Raw genomic sequence first — 18,288 nt, forward strand, 5'->3', positions numbered from 1 at the left:
GCCGACTCGCTCACACCCGTACGCCGACGGCTGCCCCGGGATCCCCTTCGGCCTCCCGCTCACACCCGTACGCCCACCGCCTCCTCAAGCACCCCTTCGGTCTCCCGCTCGCGTTCCAGCATCCGGCGCAGCGGGCCGTCCTCTGCGGCAAGACCGGCGTACGGGCCCCGCTGCACGACCCGGCCGGCATCCAGCACCACCACCTCGTCGACGGCTTCGAGCCCTTGCAGGCGGTGGGTGATCAGCACCGTCGTGCGCCCTCGGGTGGCGGCCAGCAGGTCCGCGGTCAGAGCGTCCGCGGTCGCCAGGTCGAGGTGCTCCGCAGGCTCGTCCAGGACGAGTACGGGGAAGTCGGCGAGGATCGCCCTGGCCAGTGCGAGGCGTTGGCGCTGGCCGCCGGAGAGGCGTGCGCCGTGTTCGCCGACCAGGGTGTCGAGCCCCTCGGGCAGCGCCTCGGCCCAGTCGAGCAGCCGTGCCTGGCCGAGAGCGGCCCGCAGTTCCTCGTCCGTCGCCCCGGTACGGGCCAGCCGCAGGTTCTCACGGATGGAACTGTCGAAGATGTGGGCGTCCTGGGCGCACAGCCCGACGAACCGCCGGACCGCGTCCCCCTCCAGGGCGGAGGCGTCGACACCGCCGATCCGGTACGTCCCCTCCCGTGCGTCCAGGAAGCGGAGCAGGACCTGCGCGAGAGTCGTCTTTCCGGAGCCGGAGGGCCCGACCACGGCGATCCGCCGACCGGCTGTCAGGCGGAGGTCGACGGAGTCCAGGGCGTCCCGTTCCGCTCCGGCGTACCGGGCGGACAGCCCCCGTACCTCCAGGGGGAAGGGCGACCCGGGCGTCTCGGCCGGGTTGTCCGGTTCGCGCACGGGCAGCGGGGCGTCCAGCACCTCGTACACCCGCTCAGCACTGCGCCTGACCCGCTGCCGGTACTGCACGGCGAGCGGCAGGCCGGTCACGGCCTCGAAGGCGGCCAGCGGCGTGAGCACCACCACCGCGAGCTCCACACCCGCGAGCCGCCCGTCGCGGACGGCGGGGAGGGCGACGAGTGCGGTGACGACGACGGTGAGGCCGCCGATCAGGGCGACGAGGCCGCCGCCGAGCGCCGTGGCGGTCGCCGCGCGGGCGGCGATGCGGGTCAGTACGCCATCGGCCTCCCGGGTCCGCGCCGTGCGGGCGGGCAGAGCCCCCGCGACGGTCAGTTCGGCGGTCCCGCCGAGCAGATCGGTGATCCGGGTGGCGAGATCGGCACGTGCGGGGGCCAGTCGGCGTTCCGCGTGGCGGGAGCAGGCGCCGCTGATCAGCGGCACTCCCGCTCCGGCCAGCAGCAGTCCGGCGGCCAGCACGACGCCCGCCGCCGGCAGCAGCCAGCCGACGAATCCGGCGGTCGCCGCTCCCACGACGACGGCGGTGCCGACGGGCAGCAGCCAGCGCAGCCAGTAGTCCTGGAGGGCGTCGACATCGGCGACCAGCCGGGAGAGCAGGTCTCCGCGCCGGGTCCGGCGCAGCCCGGCCGGCGCGATGCGCTCCAGCCCCCGGTAGACCGCGACGCGCAGCTCGGCGAGCATCTTGAGTACCGCGTCGTGCGACACCAGGCGCTCGGCGTAGCGGAAGACGGCGCGTCCGAGGCCGAAGGCGCGGGTCGCGGTCACGGCAACCATCAGATAGAGCACCGGAGGCTGCTCGGAGGCGCGGGAGATCAGCCAGCCGGAGACGGCCATGAGGCCGACGGCCGAGCCCAGGGCGAGACTTCCCAGCAGCAGCGCGAGCGCCAGCTGTCCGCGCTGCGCCCCCGCGGCCTCCCGGACCCGGGCGAGGACCCGCCCGGAACGGGCCGCGGTGTCCCGCAGCACCTCGCGTTCCGGCGCCGCTTCGTTTCCGCCGGCGGGTGCGCCCGTCGGCCGCGGCACCGCGACGGACGTCTCGGGCCTCTCCGGCCGGAGTGCCGTTCCCGGTTCCAGTCTCACGACCCGGTCGGCCACCGGGAGCAGCGCCGGGCGGTGCACGACCAGCAGCACGGTCCGCCCGGCCGCGAGCCTGCGTACCGCCTCGACGATCCCTGCTTCCGTCTCGCCGTCCAGGCTCGCGGTCGGCTCGTCGAGCAGCAGCACCGGGCGGTCGGCGAGGAAGGCGCGTGCGAGTGCGAGCCGCTGGCGCTGACCGGCGGAGAGGCCCGCACCGTCCTCACCGAGGAGTGTCCGCACGCCGTCCGGCAGTTCCGCCACGAAGTCGTGGGCCCCCGCGTCCCGCAGCGCCGCCGCCACCGCGCCGTCGTCCGCGTCCGGCCTGGCCAGCCGTACGTTCTCCTCGATCGTGCCCGCGAAGAGATACGGGCGTTGCGGCACCCAGGCGATCCGTTCCCGCCAGCGCTCCGGCGCCAGGGTCGCCAGATCGACGCCGCCGACCTGCACCCGCCCCTCGTCGGGTGCCGTGAAGCCCAGCACCACGTCGAGAAGAGTGGACTTCCCGACGCCGCTCGGGCCGACCAGGGCGACGGTCTCCCCCTCGTCCACCACCAGCGAGGCCGCGTCCAGCGAAGGCTCACTGCGGCCCTCGTGCCGTACGGTCACGCCCTCCAGCTCCAGTCGCAGCGACTCCGGGACGTCCGCCGTGCCGCCCCGCCGGGGCTCGGTCTCCAGGACCGAGAAGATCTCCTCCGCGGCCGAGAGTCCCTCGGCGGCCGCGTGGTACTGCGCTCCGACCTGGCGGATCGGCAGGTATGCCTCCGGGGCCAGGATCAGCACCACCAGGCCGGTGTAGAGGTCGAGTTCGCCGTGCACGAGCCTCATGCCGATGGTGACGGCGACGAGGGCCACCGACAGGGTCGCCAGCAGCTCCAGGGCGAAGGACGACAGGAACGCGATCCGCAGGGTCCGCAGCGTGGCCCGCCGGTACTGCGAGGTGATGGTGCGGATGGATTCGGCCTGCGCCTTGGCACGGCCGAAGACCTTCAGCGTCGGCAGTCCGGCGACCACGTCGAGGAAGTGCCCGGAGAGCCGGGACAGCAGCCGCCACTGGCGGTCCATCCGCGACTGGGTGGCCCAGCCGATCAGGATCATGAAGAGCGGGATGAGCGGCAGCGTGACCACGATGATCGCCGCCGAGACCCAGTCCTCGGTGACGATCCTGGCCAGAACGGCCACCGGCACGACCACCGCGAGTCCGAGCTGCGGCAGGTAGCGCGCGAAGTAGTCGTCGAGCGCGTCGACGCCCCGGGTGGCGAGCGTCACCAGGGACCCCGTGTGCCGGCCGCCCAGCCCGCCGGGCCCGAGCTCCGCCGCCCGCTCCAGCAGTCGGCCGCGGAGTTCGGACTTGACCGCCGCGCTGGCCCGGTACGCGGCCAGTTCGGTCAGCCAGGAGACCAGCGCCCGGCCGAGCGCCACCGCCGCGAGCAGGATCAGCGGGGTCCGCAACCCGGAGACGGTCGCCCCGTTCTCGAACCCGCCCACCACCACTTCGGCGATGAGCATGGCCTGGGCGATGACCAGCGCCGCGCCGACGACTCCGAGCGCCACCACGGCTGCCAGGAAGAGGCGGGTGGCGCGGGCGTAGCGGAGCAGGCGCGGGTCGATCGGTTTCACGTGAAACAGCCCCTGGTGAACTCGGTCGGTGGGCCGGGGCCCGTCCGGCGGGTCAGTGCCGGACGGGCCCGGATGGGTTCAGTGCGCTTCGGCGATGTGCTGCGTGCCGATGCGCTTGCGGAACACCCAGTACGTCCAGCCCTGGTAGAGCAGGACGACGGGGGTGGCGATGCCCGCACACCAGGTCATGATCTTCAGCGTGTACGGGGTGGACGAGGCGTTGGTGACCGTGAGGCTCCAGGCGTCGTTCAGCGAGGACGGCATGACGTTCGGGAAGAGCGCCAGGAAGAGCATGGCGACCGCGGCCGCGATGGTCACGCCGGAGAGCGCGAACGACCAGCCCTCGCGTCCCGCCGCGATCGCGCCGATCGCACCGACCAGCGCCACCGCAGCGATGATCATCGCCAGCAGGCTCCAGCCGTCTCCGTTGTCGATCTGGGTCCAGATCAGGAAGCCGAGCGCGAGCACGGCGGTGACCGGCCCCAGCTTCAGCGCCAGCCTGCGCGCCCGCTCCCGGATGTCGCCGACGGTCTTGAGCCCCGCGAACACGGCACCGTGGAAGGTGAAGAGGGTGAGCGTGACCAGTCCGCCGAGGATGGCGTACGGGTTGAGCAGGTCCCAGAAGTTGCCCACGTACTCCATGTCGGCGTCGATCTTGACCCCGCGCACGATGTTCCCGAAGGCCACGCCCCAGAGCAGCGCCGGGATCAGCGAGGTCCAGAAGATCGCGTGCTCCCAGTTGGTCTGCCACTTCTCCTCGGGCCGCTTCGAGCGGTACTCGAAGGCGACACCCCGCACGATCAGGCAGACCAGAATGATCAGCAGCGGCAGGTAGAAGCCGGAGAACAAGGTGGCGTACCACTCGGGGAAGGCGGCGAAGGTCGCACCGCCCGCGGTGAGCAGCCATACCTCGTTCCCGTCCCAGACGGGTCCGATCGTATTGATCAGAACCCGCCGCTCCTTGCGGTCACGGGCCAGCAGCTTGGTGAGGACACCGATTCCGAAGTCGAATCCCTCCAGGAAGAAGTAGCCGGTCCAGAGGACGGCGATGAGCACGAACCAGACGTCGTGGAGTTCCATCTCTCAGCTCCTTCGCTCTCAGTAGGAGAAGGCCATCGGCCGGTCGGCGTCTTCGTGATCGTCGCCGCCGATCCTGGTGGGCGGGTTGAGGTCGGCCTCCGTGAGCTCCGGCGGTCCGGCCTTGATGTACTTCACGAGCAGCTTGACCTCGATCACCGCCAGCACGGCGTAGAGCAGGGTGAAGCCGATCATCGAGGTGAGGACCTCGCCCTGGGAGACGCCGGGGGAGACCGCGTCGCGGGTCTGGAGCACGCCGTAGACGACCCAGGGCTGGCGGCCCATCTCGGTGAAGATCCAGCCCCAGGAGTTGGCGATCAGCGGGAAGAGCAGCGTCCAGAGCGCGACGATCCAGTAGCACTTGGCGAGCTTCGGGCTGAGGGCCTTGTTCTTGAAGAGGACCAGATGGGGAACTTCGTCCTCACCGGTCCGCATCGCCGGCGGCAGCATGAACTTCCGCCGCGTCAGCCACAGTCCGAGGATGCCGAGGGCGAAGGACGCCATCCCGAAGCCGATCATCCAGCGGAAGCTCCAGAAGGCGACCGGGATGTTGGGCCGGTAGTCGCCGGGGCCGAACTTCTCCTGCTCGGCCTTGTTGATGTCGTTGATGCCGGGGACGTACGAGGTGAAGCTGTCGTCCGCGAGGAAGGACAGTACCCCCGGGACGGAGATCTCCACGGTGTTGTGGCCCTTGGCCACGTCGCCGACCGCAAAGATCGAGAAGGGCGCCGACTCCTGCCCCTCCCAGAGCGCCTCGGCGGCGGCCATCTTCATCGGCTGCTGCTTGAACATGACCTTGCCGAGCTGGTCGCCGCTGACGGCGGTGAGGAGTCCGGCGACCACCACGGTGACCAGTCCGAGCCGCAGCGAGGTCCGCATCACCGGGATGTGCTTCTTGCGCGCCAGGTGGAAGGCCGCGATGCCGACCATGAACGCGCCTCCGACCAGGAAGGCGGCGGTGATCGTGTGGAAGAACTGGGCGAGCGCGGTGTTCTGGGTGAGCACGTGCCAGAAGTCGGTGAGCTCGGCCCGGCCGCGTTCCTTGTTGATCCGGTAGCCGACCGGGTGCTGCATCCAGGAGTTGGCCGCCAGGATGAAGTACGCGGAGAGGATGGTCCCGATGGAGACCATCCAGATGCAGGCGAGGTGGATCTTCTTCGGCAGCTTGTCCCAGCCGAAGATCCACAGCCCGATGAACGTGGACTCGAAGAAGAAGGCGATCAGAGCCTCGAACGCGAGCGGGGCGCCGAAGATGTCGCCGACGAACCGCGAGTAGTCGGACCAGTTCATACCGAACTGGAACTCCTGGACGATGCCGGTGACGACGCCCATGGCGATGTTGATCAGGAAGAGCTTGCCCCAGAACTTCGTGGCTCTGAGGTACTTCTCGTTGTTCGTGCGCACCCAGGCGGTCTGCAGGCCGGCGGTCAGCGCGGCGAGAGAGATCGTCAGAGGGACGAACAGGAAGTGGTAGACGGTGGTGATACCGAACTGCCATCGCGCCAGGGTTTCCGGCGCCAGAGCTAGCTCCACGTCGTCTTCTCCTTACGTCGCCGTAGTCGCACCGGCAATTTGCCCGTTAAATCCGACTAATCAGGGGAGGAAACAGGACACGCTTGTGAACGCGTTCACATTCACAAGCAATTATGACGTACGGACTTTCGGGACGTTCGGGCGGGGTACCCCTCTTGGGATGTTCCGATCAATCCCCCCGAAGCAGACACCCCGGGACACTCCCGTCCGGACGCCTTCCCCCACGAACGCGAAGGGTCCCGCACCTCGCCGAACGAGGTACGGGACCCTGGGCCCTCCGGCACGCGCAGGCGCCCTACAGCTCCTTGCGGAACGACTCCGCCGCCTTCAGGAAGAGGTCGTTCGCCTCGTCCTCCCCGATCGAGACCCGCACACCCTCGCCCGCGAACGGCCTGACCATCACCCCGGCCCGCTCGCACACCGCGGCGAAGTCGGCGGTACGGTCCCCGAGCCGCAGCCAGACGAAGTTCGCCTGGGACTCCGGAACGGTCCACCCCTGGTCCGCCAGCGCCCGCTGCACCCGGTCGCGCTCGCACACCAGGGAGCCCACCCGCCCCAGGAGTTCATCCTCTGCGCGCAACGAGGCGACCGCCGCGTCCTGCGCGAGCTGGCTGACCCCGAAGGGCACCGCCGTCTTGCGCAGCGCGGCCGCCACCGGCTCGTGGGCCACGGCGAAACCGACCCGCAGACCGGCCAGGCCGTACGCCTTGGAGAACGTCCGCAGCACCGCCACATTGGGCCGGTCCCGGTAGATCTCGATGCCGTCCGGAACCTCGACGTCGCGGATGAACTCCCGGTACGCCTCATCGAGCACCACCAGGACATCGCCCGGCACCCGGTCCAGGAACCGCTCCAGCTCGGCCCGGCGCACCACGGTGCCGGTCGGGTTGTTCGGGTTGCAGACGAAGATCATCCGGGTGCGGTCCGTGATCGCGTCCGCCATCGCGTCGAGGTCGTGCACATCGCCGCCGGTCAACGGGACCTTCACCGAGGTCGCACCGCTGACCTGCGTGATGATCGGGTACGCCTCGAAGGAGCGCCAGGCGTAGATGACCTCGTCACCCGGGCCCGAGGTGGCCTGGAGCAGCTGCTGCGCCACTCCGACCGAGCCGGTTCCGGTGGCGAGGTGCGAGACGGGCACACCGAAACGGTCGGCCAGCTCGTTCATCAGACCGGTGCAGGCCATGTCCGGGTAGCGGTTGAAGTTCGCGGCCGCCGCGAGGGCGGTCTCCATCACCCCGGGCAGCGGCGGATAGGGGTTCTCGTTGGAGGACAGCTTGAACGCTACCGGTCCACCGGCCGCAGCCGGCTTGCCCGGCACATAGGCGGGGACGCCGTCCAGCTCGGCGCGCAGCTTGGGGCTCGTCTCGCTCACCGCAGGTCCTCCTCGACCGTCTGTACACATCAATACTGCTCACCTTATGAGGATTGGGCGCTGCTGCGAATGGCCGAAGCGCCCCGACATCCCGGTACTGCCGGGACCGGGGCCGCTTCCTCGTCCGGTACGACCGGGAATGGGGGAGCGCTTCCCACCCCGATGCGCGCCGGTGGCTCACTCCGTGGCGCGCGTCCCTCGAAGAGGTGAGATGAGACCTCTTCGAGACATCGACCATTTAGTAGGCCCATCGGGTCCGATACATGACACACTACGGTCAACCCCGCCAACACCTTTCGTTCTCAAGGCATTTGGTGCTTATTGATCATGCAGAAACGTGCCTGTCAACGAGCACATATGCGATCAGGCCAACCTCCCGTCCGAGCCCTACTATCGGCTCGCCATGACAGCAGCAGGGAAGCACCAGGTGAGCCGGACGGAGACACCCCGGCGCGGCGGCCGGCAAGGACGAGCGGGAATCCGGGATGTGGCCGCCGCCGCCGGGGTCTCCATCACGACCGTCTCCGACGCGCTCAACGGCAAGGGCAGGCTCCCGGAAGCCACCCGCCGCCATGTCCGCGAGGTCGCAGAGCGCCTGGGCTACCGCCCTTCCGCCGCGGCCCGAACCCTCCGTACCGGCAAGTCCGGCCTCATCGGCCTGACAGTGACGACCTACGGGGACGAACCCTTCACCTTCACCGAGTTCGCCTATTTCGCCGAGATGGCCAGAGCGGCCACCTCCGCCGCGCTCGCCCGCGGCTACGCCCTCGTCATCCTGCCCGCCACCTCACGCCACGACGTCTGGTCGAACGTCGCTCTCGACGGCACCGTCGTGATCGACCCCTCCGACCAGGACCCGGTCGTCACGGAACTCGTACGCCAGGGGCTGCCCGTCGTCTCGGACGGACGGCCGGCCGGAACCCTCCCGGTCACCGCGTGGGTCGACAACGACCACCGGGCGGCTGTGCTCGACCTCCTCGACCATCTCGCCGCCGCCGGAGCCCGCCGCATCGGCCTGCTCACCGGCACCACGACCGACACCTACACCCGCCTGTCCACCACCGCGTACCTGCATTGGTGCGAGCGCGTGGGCCAGGACCCGGTGTACGAGTCCTACCCCGCCCACGACCCGTGCGCGGGCGCGGTCGCCGCAGACCGGCTGCTCGCCCGCCCGGACCGGCCCGACGCCGTCTACGGGCTCTTCGACCCCAACGGCACCGACCTCCTGGCGGCCGCCCGCCGGTACGGTCTGCGCGTCCCCGAGGACCTGCTGCTGGTCTGCTGCAGCGAGTCCACCGTGTACGCGACGACCGAGCCCCCCATCACGACCCTCTCGCTCAAGCCGCGCAGAATCGGCACGGCGGTCGTCCAGCTCCTGATCGACGCCATCGAAGGCGTCGATCACGACGGACCGGTGGAGCAGGTCATACCGACGGAGCTCATCGTCCGGACGTCCTCGCAACGCCGTCCGCCCCGCACCACGGTCAGCCCGCCCCGCTCCCCCGCCGGGGATTGATCAGGCGATTTCGGACCAAACAACCGGTGAACCCGATGTGCGCCCGGATTCACCACCCCTGGTGCGTCACACAGCACGATCCGCATTCCTATGATGGGCGCACGACACCGCGGACCGCCCCGACCAGCTGGGCCCGTCAGGTGTACGGCGGCGCGACGGTGGTGGAGGGGTCGATGACACAGGGGGCCGGTCAGGAACCCGTGGTGCGGACTGCGACGTTGCGTGACTTCCGCGTACCGCCCTATGCGCAGACCCCGGTGCCGCCTCCATCGCCGCACCCGGGCAATGCCGTTCCGGGGGACGAGCCGCCGGAGGGGTACACCCCCACCGCGCGCGACCTTCCGGTGATCAACCGCGGTGACACCGTCCAGGTGCGGACCGTCCCCGACCCGCGGCCCACCCCGGAGCCGGGGCTCGGACCGCTGTACGTCGTCGGCGACGTCCACGGCTATCTGGACGAGCTCCACGCCGCCCTCGCCGAGCAGGGCCTCATCGACGACGAGGGCAACTGGTCCGCGGGCAATGCCCGGCTCTGGTTCCTGGGCGACTTCACCGACCGGGGCCCCGACGGCATCGGCGTCATCGACCTGGTGATGCGCCTGTCCGCCGAGGCCGCGGCCGCCGGGGGCTACTGCAAGGCCCTCATGGGCAATCACGAACTGCTGCTCATCGGCGCCAAGCGGTTCAGCGACACCCCGGTGAACTCCGGCGCGGGCACCGCCACCTTCCAGGCCGCCTGGCTTCTCAACGGCGGCCAGAAGAACGACATGGAACGGCTCCAGGACGTCCACCTCCAGTGGATGTCCCGGCTCGACGCGATCGTCGAGGAGGACGGGCATCTGCTGATGCACTCCGACACGACGGCGTACCTCGACTACGGCAACACCATCGAGGACGTCAACGACACCGTGCACGCCATTCTCACGCGCAATGACGCCGATGAGTGCTGGGACCTCTTCCGGAAGCTCACCAAGCGGTTCGCCTTCCGTGACGAGGCGGGGCCGCAGGCCGTCCGGGAGCTGATGTCGGCCTACGGCGGACAGCGCATCGTCCATGGTCACAGCCCCATTCCGTACCTCCTCGGCGAGGTCGGCTCGGAGGACGGGGAGGACAGTTCCGGACCCGTGGTCGAAGGTCCGCACGTCTACGCGGACGGACTCGCCATCGCCATGGACGGCGGAGTGACCATGGCCGGAAAGCTACTGGTCGTTCGACTGCCCCTGCATGACTGACGTCCATCCGGGAAGACGCTCCACGACCTGACCACGCCGACCACCGGGCCTATTTACGGAAACCCCCTGTCACGTCGTGCCGTGGGCGCTCTACCATCGGCGTGTCAGTAGCAGGCTCTCCTCCGTTTCCGCCCAACTGCCCGGTTCTCACGGGCACTCAGGCCCGACGGAGCATCGGGGGATGCACATGAACAGCGCTCCGCATCTGCTGGCCGAGGACCGCCCCGAGTACGAGCGGATCCTCGACGACGCACTGCGCCATGCTCATGAACGACCAGATCTGGCCGCGGTCGGCGAGCGGCTCAACGCCGTACAGCTGCGCACCATGGCGCTGGACGCCACGGCAATGATCACCGCGACGGCCGCCACGGAGTACGAGCACTACGTGCAGGCCCGCGAAGAGCTGCGCGGACCGGCCGAAGAGGCGGACGAGGGCACGGGCCCCGGGTACGGCACGATCCGTCAGAACCAGTCGGGCGCCGGCGTAGGAGCCGTCGTCACGGTCCTGGCGCCGGTGCTCGCCGGCACCGCCGCGTTCATATTCCTGCTGGCCGGCTATCTGCTGAAACTACTCAGCCCGCCGCCGTCCTTCGCCTCCACCATGGTCGCCGCGGGCTGGTTCTTCGCGGCGGTCATGGCCGCTGCCATGCTGGCCGCCGCCGTCGGGCTGCTCGTCACCGCGCTGCGCAACGGATCGGCGCCGCTGCCCGCCGAGGATCTCGGGAACGAGCTGCCGGAGGATGTGGCGCGCGCCAGGGAGGCGTGGCGCCACGCCCTGCTGGAGCGCGGAATCCTTCCGTTCCTCAGGGACGCGCTCGCCGACCCGGACGCCGGACCCGCGGCACGCACACCGCATCGCTCGGCGAACCGCATCCCGAAGATCGGCTACAGCCGGCCGGACTTCACCAGCCCCGACGAAGGCCCGGCGGCGGGCCCCCGCCCGACCTTCACCAGCCCCGACTTCACCAGCCCCGACTTCGGCGGCCCGGAGCACGAAACGGACTAACCGGCCCCGGCCTCCCAGGAGAACCGTGCGGCCCGGCCGGTCCCCGCGCCCTTCACCGCGTACGGGCCACGCGCCAAGGCCGCCGCGGGTCAGAGATCCCAGGCCTTCGGGCGCGCCAGTGCCTCCCATTCGGGACGGAGCAGGGAGAGCACCGCGATGTCGTGGCGGCGTCCCCGGTGCAGACACGCTGATCGCTGTATCCCCTCCCGCACGAACCCCGACCTGGCGAGGACGGCGAGCGCGGCCGCGTTGTCCGTGTGGGTGACCGCCTGGAGGCGGTACATGGGCAGCTCACCGAACGCCAGATCCGTCAGCGCGTCGAGCGCGTCCGTGCCGTATCCGTGGCCGCGGTGCCGCGGGGCCAGCATCAGTTCGACGTCGGCCGTTCCGTCGGCAACGTCCTGTGCGGTCAGGGCCAGGTGGCCGACAGGTGTGCCGTCGGCCAGCACGACGATGAAGTCGTCCCGGTCCTGGTCGTCGTGATTGCGCTCGATGCGCTCCCGCAGCGATGCGAGTGAACGCGGCCAGATACCCATCGCATGGGCGGTTGCCGGATCGGACCGCCACTCCTGCAGCAGCTCGGCGTCATCGACTTCGACAGGAACGAACGCGATGTTCCGCCCCCTCCAGCACGGCTGCCGGTCTGCCTCGGTCGTCTCCGCCGCGATATCGCCCATGCGCGGATCCTACGAACACATGATCGCCCTGATCATCTGCTTTTCACCCGTCCCCCCGTTCACCGGCTCTCCGGCACCGCCCCTCCCCATCCCTGCCGTGCGCCCGCGGGAGGGCAGCGGCCGGGTGGTGAAGACCTGCCGCACGCCTTCACCACCCGGCCACGCATCGAACGGGATCAGTCCGTGATCGGCAGATAGACCCGGTTGCCGGCCGCCGCGAACTCCTTGGACTTCTCCGCCATGCCCGCCTCGATCTCCTCCGGCGAACCGCCGTGCTCACGGCGGATGTCCTGGGAGATCTTCATCGAACAGAACTTCGGGCCGCACATCGAGCAGAAGTGCGCCGTCTTCGCCGGTTCGGCGGGCAGCGTCTCGTCGTGGAACTCCCGTGCCGTGACCGGGTCGAGAGCCAGATTGAACTGGTCCTCCCAGCGGAATTCGAAACGGGCGTCGGAGAGCGCGTCGTCCCAGTCCTGCGCCCCCGGGTGCCCCTTGGCGAGGTCCGCCGCATGCGCCGCGATCTTGTACGTGATGACGCCGGTCTTCACATCGTCGCGGTTGGGCAGGCCGAGGTGCTCCTTGGGCGTGACGTAGCAGAGCATCGCCGTGCCCCACCAGGCAATCATCGCCGCGCCGATGCCCGAGGTGATGTGGTCGTACGCCGGAGCGACATCGGTGGTCAGCGGGCCGAGCGTGTAGAACGGCGCCTCCTCGCAGATCTCCTGCTGGAGGTCGATGTTCTCCTTGATCTTGTGCATCGGGACATGGCCCGGCCCCTCGATCATGGTCTGGACGCCGAACCGCTTGGCGATCGTGTTCAGTTCGCCGAGCGTGCGCAGTTCGGCGAACTGCGCCTCGTCGTTGGCGTCGGCGATCGAGCCGGGGCGCAGACCGTCGCCCAGCGAGTACGTCACGTCGTAGCCGGCGAGGATCTCGCAGAGCTCCTCGAAGTGCTCGTACAGGAACGACTCCTTGTGGTGCGCCAGGCACCACGCGGCCATGATCGAGCCGCCGCGGGAGACGATGCCGGTCTTGCGGCGAGCGGTCAGCGGGACGTACGGCAGGCGCACGCCGGCGTGGACCGTCATGTAGTCGACGCCCTGCTCGGCCTGCTCGATGACGGTGTCCTTGTAGATCTCCCAGGTCAGCTCCTCGGCCCGGCCGTCGACCTTTTCGAGGGCCTGGTAGAGGGGAACGGTGCCGATCGGCACGGGGGAGTTGCGGAGAACCCACTCACGGGTGGTGTGAATGTTGCGTCCGGTGGAAAGGTCCATGACCGTGTCGGCGCCCCACCGCGTCGCCCACGTCATCTTCTCCACCTCCTCCTCGATGGAGGACGTCACCGCGGAGTTGCCGATGTTGGCATTGACCTTCACCAGGAACCGCTTCCCGATGATCATCGGTTCGATCTCGGGGTGGTTGACGTTGGCCGGCAGCACGGCCCGGCCGGCCGCGATCTCCTCGCGCACCACCTCGGGCCCGACGTTCTCCCGGATCGCCACGTACTCCATCTCCGGGGTGATCTCGCCCCGGCGGGCGTACGCGAGCTGGGTCACCGGCTGCCCGTCCCGACTGCGGCGGGGCAGCCGCGGCCGGCCGGGGAAGACGGCGTCGAGGTTGCGCAGCCCGCCACGCGGCGAGGTGTGCCTGAGCCCGTCGTCCTCGGGGCGGGCGGGGCGGCCCGGGTACTCCTCGGTGTCGCCGCGCGCGATGATCCAGTTCTCCCGCAGCGGTGCGAGTCCGCGACGGACATCGGTCTCCGTGGTGGGGTCGGTGTACGGCCCCGACGTGTCGTACAGCGTCACGTCCTTGCCGTTGGTGAGGTGCACCTGACGGACCGGCACCCGGAGGTCCGGGCGTGAACCCCGGACATATCCCTTGTGCCAGCCGATGGACTTCCCGGCCTCGTCGCTCTGGTTCGAGGCAGGCGTGCGTGCGTCCGATGTGGTCATGAGACCTACTCCCTACGCCGGCATTACCCGGTAACAGGTTCGGCGGTCGGCGCAGCCTGTCCCGTACAGGTGTACGGATATCAGCGCCCTCTCAGCCCGGTGCTCCGAGCTCCCGCGTGTGCAAAGGTTCCTCCACGCTAGCGCCCCGTCCGGCGCGATGAACAGAGGGCCCTTCCCTTCTTGCGATGATCGGCCGGTGACGTCCCCCCATATCGACCCCGACCCGCAGGGCCATCAGCACGGCCACTCACACAGTCATGGTCCTGCCGCGCCCGTCTCCAAGCATCTGCGCAAGGTGATCGCGGCCGTACTCATCCCGTTCGCCGCCGCGGTCGTCGTCGGCCTGGCGGTGCTCTGGCCGGGCGGTGCGCCACCGCACGAGCGGACCGGTGTCGGTTTCGACCGGCAGACCCAGCAGGGAAAGGTGGTGAACGTCGACAAGGTGGACTGCAAGGAAGTGAACGCCGCCCAGATGCCCACCAGCGGCGAGACCACCCCGCCGTCGGGAAGCGGGCCGGGGCTGTGCGAGAAGGCCACCGTCGAGGTGACGACCGGTCACGACAAGGGCCGGACCTTCGTCGAGATCGTCCAGCCCGATGCACCGCGTCAGTTGCGCAAGGGGCAGGGCGTGGTCGTGGCCTACGCGCCCGACGCGCCCCATGACCTGCAGTACTCGGTGACGGATGTGAACCGGAAGTTCCCGATGACACTGCTGGCCGGGATCTTCGCCCTGGTCGTGGTCACGGTGGGCAGGATGCGCGGGGTGATGGCACTGATCGCGCTCGCCGTGTCGTTCGCCGTGCTGACCCTGTTCATCCTCCCGGCCATCCTCCAGGGTTCGAATCCCCTGCTCGTCGCGGTGATCGGGGCCAGTGCGATCATGCTGACCGCGCTCTACATGTGCCACGGCCTGACCGCCCGCACCTCGGTCGCGGTGATCGGCACACTAATCTCGCTCCTGCTGATCGGACTGCTCGGATCGCTCTTCATCGGCTGGGCGAGCCTGACCGGCAACACCGACGACAGCACCGGCCTCATCCACGGCCTGTACCCGCACATCGACATGAGCGGCCTGCTGCTGGCCGGTGTCATCATCGGTTCGCTCGGGGTACTCGACGACGTGACGGTCACCCAGACATCGGCGGTCTGGGAGCTGCACCAGGCGAACCCGACGATGGGCGCGCGGGGGCTCTACCGAGCGGCGATCAGGATCGGACGCGACCACATCGCCTCGGTCGTCAACACGCTGGTGCTCGCCTACGCGGGCGCCGCGCTGCCGCTGCTGCTGCTGTTCTCGATCGCCCAGAGCAGCGTGGGGACGGTGGCCAACAGCGAACTGGTGGCGGAAGAGATCGTGCGGACGCTGGTCGGCTCGATCGGACTGGTCGCCTCGGTGCCGGTGACGACAGTGCTCGCCGCGCTGGTCGTCTCCGCGGACCGCACAGGGCTCGGCGCGGAAGCCGGAGCTCCTGCACCCGTACGGACCGGGAGAGGCCGCCGTCGCAGGACGAAGCCTTGAACGCCCCCGTACGGAGAGCGATTCACCCGTTCGGCAGGTGTCGCGTTCGACCGGCGGGCCGGTCTGCGACGCCGTGCTCTTCAGCCGGCGTTCTGCTCCTCGGCGAGGATCCGGCCCAGGGCCTCCTCCAGGTTGCCCTCGAAGTCACCCAGCGTGCATTCCTGCCCGAGCGGCACGAGTTTGTCCGTCCGGTCGAGAAAGGCCACGAGCGGCGCCGTACCGGCCCTGAAGAGGGCGCGGTCCTCGCCCACCTGAAGCCGGATGTGTACATCGGAAAGCCCCTCGGGCTCGGTGGGCCCAATGTGCACATCGCCGTCGCCACTGGGACTGTTGAGGCCGTCGAGCAGCAGCTCACGGCCGAATGCCCAGGTGACGGGGGCGTCGCCGGGCAGATGGAAGGTCATCCGGATCGCATATGGATCGCACACTTCATACCGGAGCTCCACCGGGATCCGGAAAGAGAGCTCCTCCGAAACGAGGAAGCTCATCATGACCTCAGCTTGAACCGACTCGCGCATCGTTCAACCCCGCAGTAGATGAATCTGGCCAGGAATGATCCCCCGTGGCCCTATTGACGCCATCGTGGTGCACGCGATAGCAGATCACAAGGAGTGATTTTTCAGATACTGATAGAGAACACGAACGAACGCAAGAGGTTGGCCACTTCGCCACGTAGTTGTTCGACTGCGGGGAGCAACCGGTCTTCCTGCTCCAGGGGTACTGAAATCGCCATCGCGGCGGCGGTGAATCCGGCAGTGATCGGGATGGCCGCGCAGACCGTCCCCAAGGCGTACTCCTGCCGTTCGACGACAGGCTCCATCCGCTCCAATGACCGCAACCGCTCAAGGAGCGTCGCGCGGTCCCGCACCGAGTAGCGGGTCAGCGGCCGCACCGGGTGCCGGTCCAGATGGTCCTCGCGGGCCTTCTCGTCGAGCTGGCTCAGCAGGCACTGGCCGATCGCATGGGCGTGCCCGGTCTCCTGGAAGGACGCCCACTCGGCCACCGCGGGGGTGGCGGGGGTGTCGGCGACCGCGACGAGTTCGATCTCACCTTCGCGGTAGACGGCGCAGTACACCGGTGCGCCGATGGTGTCGCGCCAGCGGCTCAGCGACTCCGTCATCCTGCTGCGACGATTCTGCAGCGAACGTTCACCGACCAGGCGCTCGGCCGCGGTTCCCAAGAGGAACACGCCGCTCTCCCGGCGCAGATAGCCCTCATGGGTCAGGGTGCGCAGCAGGTGGTAGGCGGTGGGAAGGGGAAGGCCCGCTTCCCTGGCCAATTGCTTCGCGGGCGCCCCTTGCCGATGGGCGCCCACGGCTTCCAGCAGCCTCAGCGCTCGCTGAACCGAACCGATCAACGTCGGTACAGCAGTGCTCGATGCCGTGGTCAACGGTCACCCCCACGCATGGTGACGGGCGGTCAGCCCGCCTGTGGGGGCCGCCCCCACAAACCGCCGCATGACTGGGGTTCGGAGACCGAACGCCGTGCAAACCACTGGTCAGGGTGGTGGCGGACAGTTAATTCCCAGGTGGTGGCGGCGGACTGCCACCATATCGGCCGCATCCGCAAGGGGGGTCGTTTCGTCTTCTACTTAGCTCAGCTGGGCTAATCGCCGCGGTCGGCTTCCGATCGTCCTACCAGTCGCCGCGCGAGGAGGACGACGACATGAACTTGCGTACGACGAAAACGAGTCCGCCGACCAGGATCACGAAGACCAGGACCTTGAAGAGCAGACCGATCACGAATCCGACCACACTGGCGATCAGACCGCCGAACACGACGATCGCGATGACCGGCACCGCGATCCACTTCACCCACCAGGGCATCCCCGCGAATATCTCCCGCACGGCCATCGTCCTTGCCTCGTCTCTGTGAGTTCCTGTTCCGATGCTTCTTCGATACCTCGATGCTAGAGGCGCGGAGGGGGCCGACGGGGATTCCACAGCCCTTGAAGTCCCCTGATCGACCCCCTAGGGATCCCTGAGTCCGGAGTCCGGAGTCCGGAGCCGGGAGCCCTGCGCTGCTCAGCTCTCCGGCGGGGAGAAGACCACCATGACCCGCAGGTCCTCGGTGATGTGGTGGAACTTGTGGGCGACGCCGGCGGGGACGTACACCACGCTCCCTCGTCCCACCTGCGTGGTTTCCATGCCGACCGTGATCGAGGCCCGGCCGCTGACGATGAAGTAGACCTCGTCCTCCTTGTGCGGCTGCTGCGGGTCGTGGTCGCCGGCGTCCAGTGCGTACAGGCCGACGGACATGTTCCGTTCCTTCACGAACTGCAGATACGCGCCGTCGTTCGCGGCCCGCTCCGCTTCCAGTTCGTCCAGTCTGAATGCCTTCATGGCCCGTCCGCCCCTTGCCTCTGTACTGTCGGTGTCCGCCACCGATCATGTCTGCCACGATCAGACACATGAAGAATTTCGTAGTCAAGACGATCGCCAACGCGGGTGCGCTGGCCGTGGCCATCTGGCTGCTCCAGGACATCACGCTGAGCGGCGGCAGCACCGGGCGCAAGGTACTCACACTGATCGTGGTGGCCCTGCTCTTCGGCCTGGTGAACTTCGTGGTCAAGCCGATCGTGAAACTGCTCACTCTGCCGCTCTTCATTCTCACGCTGGGGCTGATCACCCTGGTGGTCAACGCCCTCATGCTGCTGCTGACCTCCTGGCTGGCCGGCCAGTTCAGCCTGAGCTTCCATGTCCACGGCTTCTGGACCGCCGTCCTCGGCGGTCTGATCATCTCGATCGTGTCGTGGGCGCTGAACGTGATCCTGCCCGACGAGGACTGACCCGACACCCACGGGAACGGCGCGGGGCGGGACCG

At 69.0% G+C, this 18,288-nt stretch carries 15 protein-coding genes and 1 riboswitch; of the genes, 5 read left to right on the top strand and 10 right to left on the bottom strand.

Features of this window, described 5'->3' with window-relative positions:
- Window positions 1-59 precede the first annotated feature (59 nt).
- From cydD to hisC, 4 genes are all read right to left on the bottom strand, one after another.
- Complete coding sequence (gene cydD, locus ACFVT1_RS04520; RefSeq protein ID WP_389792490.1) at window positions 60-3,578, bottom strand: thiol reductant ABC exporter subunit CydD; 3,519 nt, start codon at window positions 3,576-3,578, stop codon at window positions 60-62.
- A 78-nt stretch (window positions 3,579-3,656) separates the two neighbouring features.
- Window positions 3,657-4,658 carry a cytochrome d ubiquinol oxidase subunit II gene (gene cydB / locus ACFVT1_RS04525; RefSeq protein WP_389792492.1) on the bottom strand — a complete coding sequence of 334 codons (1,002 nt, stop codon included), beginning with the start codon at window positions 4,656-4,658 and terminating at the stop codon, window positions 3,657-3,659.
- 18 nt (window positions 4,659-4,676) lie between these two features.
- On the bottom strand, window positions 4,677-6,188 hold the full coding sequence (locus ACFVT1_RS04530; protein WP_389792494.1) for a cytochrome ubiquinol oxidase subunit I: 1,512 nt from the start codon (window positions 6,186-6,188) through the stop codon (window positions 4,677-4,679).
- A 295-nt stretch (window positions 6,189-6,483) separates the two neighbouring features.
- Window positions 6,484-7,563: a histidinol-phosphate transaminase gene (gene hisC, locus ACFVT1_RS04535; protein ID WP_389792496.1), complete on the bottom strand. Its 1,080-nt coding sequence runs from the start codon at window positions 7,561-7,563 to the stop codon at window positions 6,484-6,486.
- Window positions 7,564-7,966: 403 nt separating this feature from the next.
- Between hisC and ACFVT1_RS04540 the strand changes: the two genes are divergently transcribed.
- The 3 genes from ACFVT1_RS04540 to ACFVT1_RS04550 all read left to right on the top strand — a co-directional run bounded on the left by ACFVT1_RS04540 (window position 7,967) and on the right by ACFVT1_RS04550 (window position 11,317).
- Window positions 7,967-9,079 (top strand): LacI family DNA-binding transcriptional regulator, encoded by a 1,113-nt coding sequence (locus ACFVT1_RS04540; RefSeq protein ID WP_362201687.1) that lies wholly within the window; start codon window positions 7,967-7,969, stop codon window positions 9,077-9,079.
- Between the two features lie 173 nt (window positions 9,080-9,252).
- Window positions 9,253-10,311 (top strand): metallophosphoesterase, encoded by a 1,059-nt coding sequence (locus ACFVT1_RS04545; RefSeq protein WP_389792498.1) that lies wholly within the window; start codon window positions 9,253-9,255, stop codon window positions 10,309-10,311.
- Window positions 10,312-10,492: 181 nt separating this feature from the next.
- Window positions 10,493-11,317 carry a hypothetical protein gene (locus ACFVT1_RS04550; protein ID WP_389792500.1) on the top strand — a complete coding sequence of 275 codons (825 nt, stop codon included), beginning with the start codon at window positions 10,493-10,495 and terminating at the stop codon, window positions 11,315-11,317.
- An 89-nt stretch (window positions 11,318-11,406) separates the two neighbouring features.
- On the opposite strand, the gene ACFVT1_RS04555 is transcribed toward ACFVT1_RS04550, so the two are convergent.
- Together ACFVT1_RS04555 and thiC are read right to left on the bottom strand one after the other, a co-directional pair.
- Window positions 11,407-11,994 carry a GNAT family N-acetyltransferase gene (locus tag ACFVT1_RS04555; protein ID WP_362201696.1) on the bottom strand — a complete coding sequence of 196 codons (588 nt, stop codon included), beginning with the start codon at window positions 11,992-11,994 and terminating at the stop codon, window positions 11,407-11,409.
- 176 nt (window positions 11,995-12,170) lie between these two features.
- Window positions 12,171-13,946, bottom strand: a complete 1,776-nt coding sequence (gene thiC, locus ACFVT1_RS04560) for a phosphomethylpyrimidine synthase ThiC (protein ID WP_389792502.1) — start codon at window positions 13,944-13,946, stop codon at window positions 12,171-12,173.
- Window positions 13,939-14,072: riboswitch (TPP riboswitch) on the bottom strand. Its footprint overlaps the gene before it by 8 nt.
- Before the next feature lie 70 nt (window positions 14,073-14,142).
- Between thiC and ACFVT1_RS04565 the strand changes: the two genes are divergently transcribed.
- Window positions 14,143-15,465 carry a YibE/F family protein gene (locus tag ACFVT1_RS04565; RefSeq protein ID WP_389792504.1) on the top strand — a complete coding sequence of 441 codons (1,323 nt, stop codon included), beginning with the start codon at window positions 14,143-14,145 and terminating at the stop codon, window positions 15,463-15,465.
- An 80-nt stretch (window positions 15,466-15,545) separates the two neighbouring features.
- Here the strand turns inward: ACFVT1_RS04565 and ACFVT1_RS04570 are convergent, their stop codons facing one another.
- From ACFVT1_RS04570 to ACFVT1_RS04585, 4 genes are all read right to left on the bottom strand, one after another.
- A complete protein-coding gene (locus tag ACFVT1_RS04570; protein ID WP_266747352.1) occupies window positions 15,546-15,983 on the bottom strand; it encodes an SsgA family sporulation/cell division regulator in 438 nt (145 codons plus the stop codon).
- Between the two features lie 101 nt (window positions 15,984-16,084).
- Window positions 16,085-16,855 (bottom strand): IclR family transcriptional regulator, encoded by a 771-nt coding sequence (locus ACFVT1_RS04575; protein WP_389792506.1) that lies wholly within the window; start codon window positions 16,853-16,855, stop codon window positions 16,085-16,087.
- 244 nt (window positions 16,856-17,099) lie between these two features.
- Window positions 17,100-17,312, bottom strand: a complete 213-nt coding sequence (locus ACFVT1_RS04580) for a DUF5326 family protein (RefSeq protein WP_114249160.1) — start codon at window positions 17,310-17,312, stop codon at window positions 17,100-17,102.
- Between the two features lie 177 nt (window positions 17,313-17,489).
- Window positions 17,490-17,807 (bottom strand): cupin domain-containing protein, encoded by a 318-nt coding sequence (locus tag ACFVT1_RS04585; RefSeq protein ID WP_362210735.1) that lies wholly within the window; start codon window positions 17,805-17,807, stop codon window positions 17,490-17,492.
- A gap of 68 nt (window positions 17,808-17,875) precedes the next feature.
- On the opposite strand from ACFVT1_RS04585, the gene ACFVT1_RS04590 reads away from it, so the two are divergent.
- Entirely contained in the window at window positions 17,876-18,253 is a 378-nt protein-coding gene (locus ACFVT1_RS04590) for a phage holin family protein (protein WP_362210738.1), read from the top strand.
- The last annotated feature ends 35 nt before the right edge of the window (window positions 18,254-18,288 follow it).

Origin of the sequence: Streptomyces sp. NPDC057963 (assembly GCF_042887155.1) — a bacterium.
Taxonomy (GTDB): Bacteria; Actinomycetota; Actinomycetes; order Streptomycetales; family Streptomycetaceae; genus Streptomyces.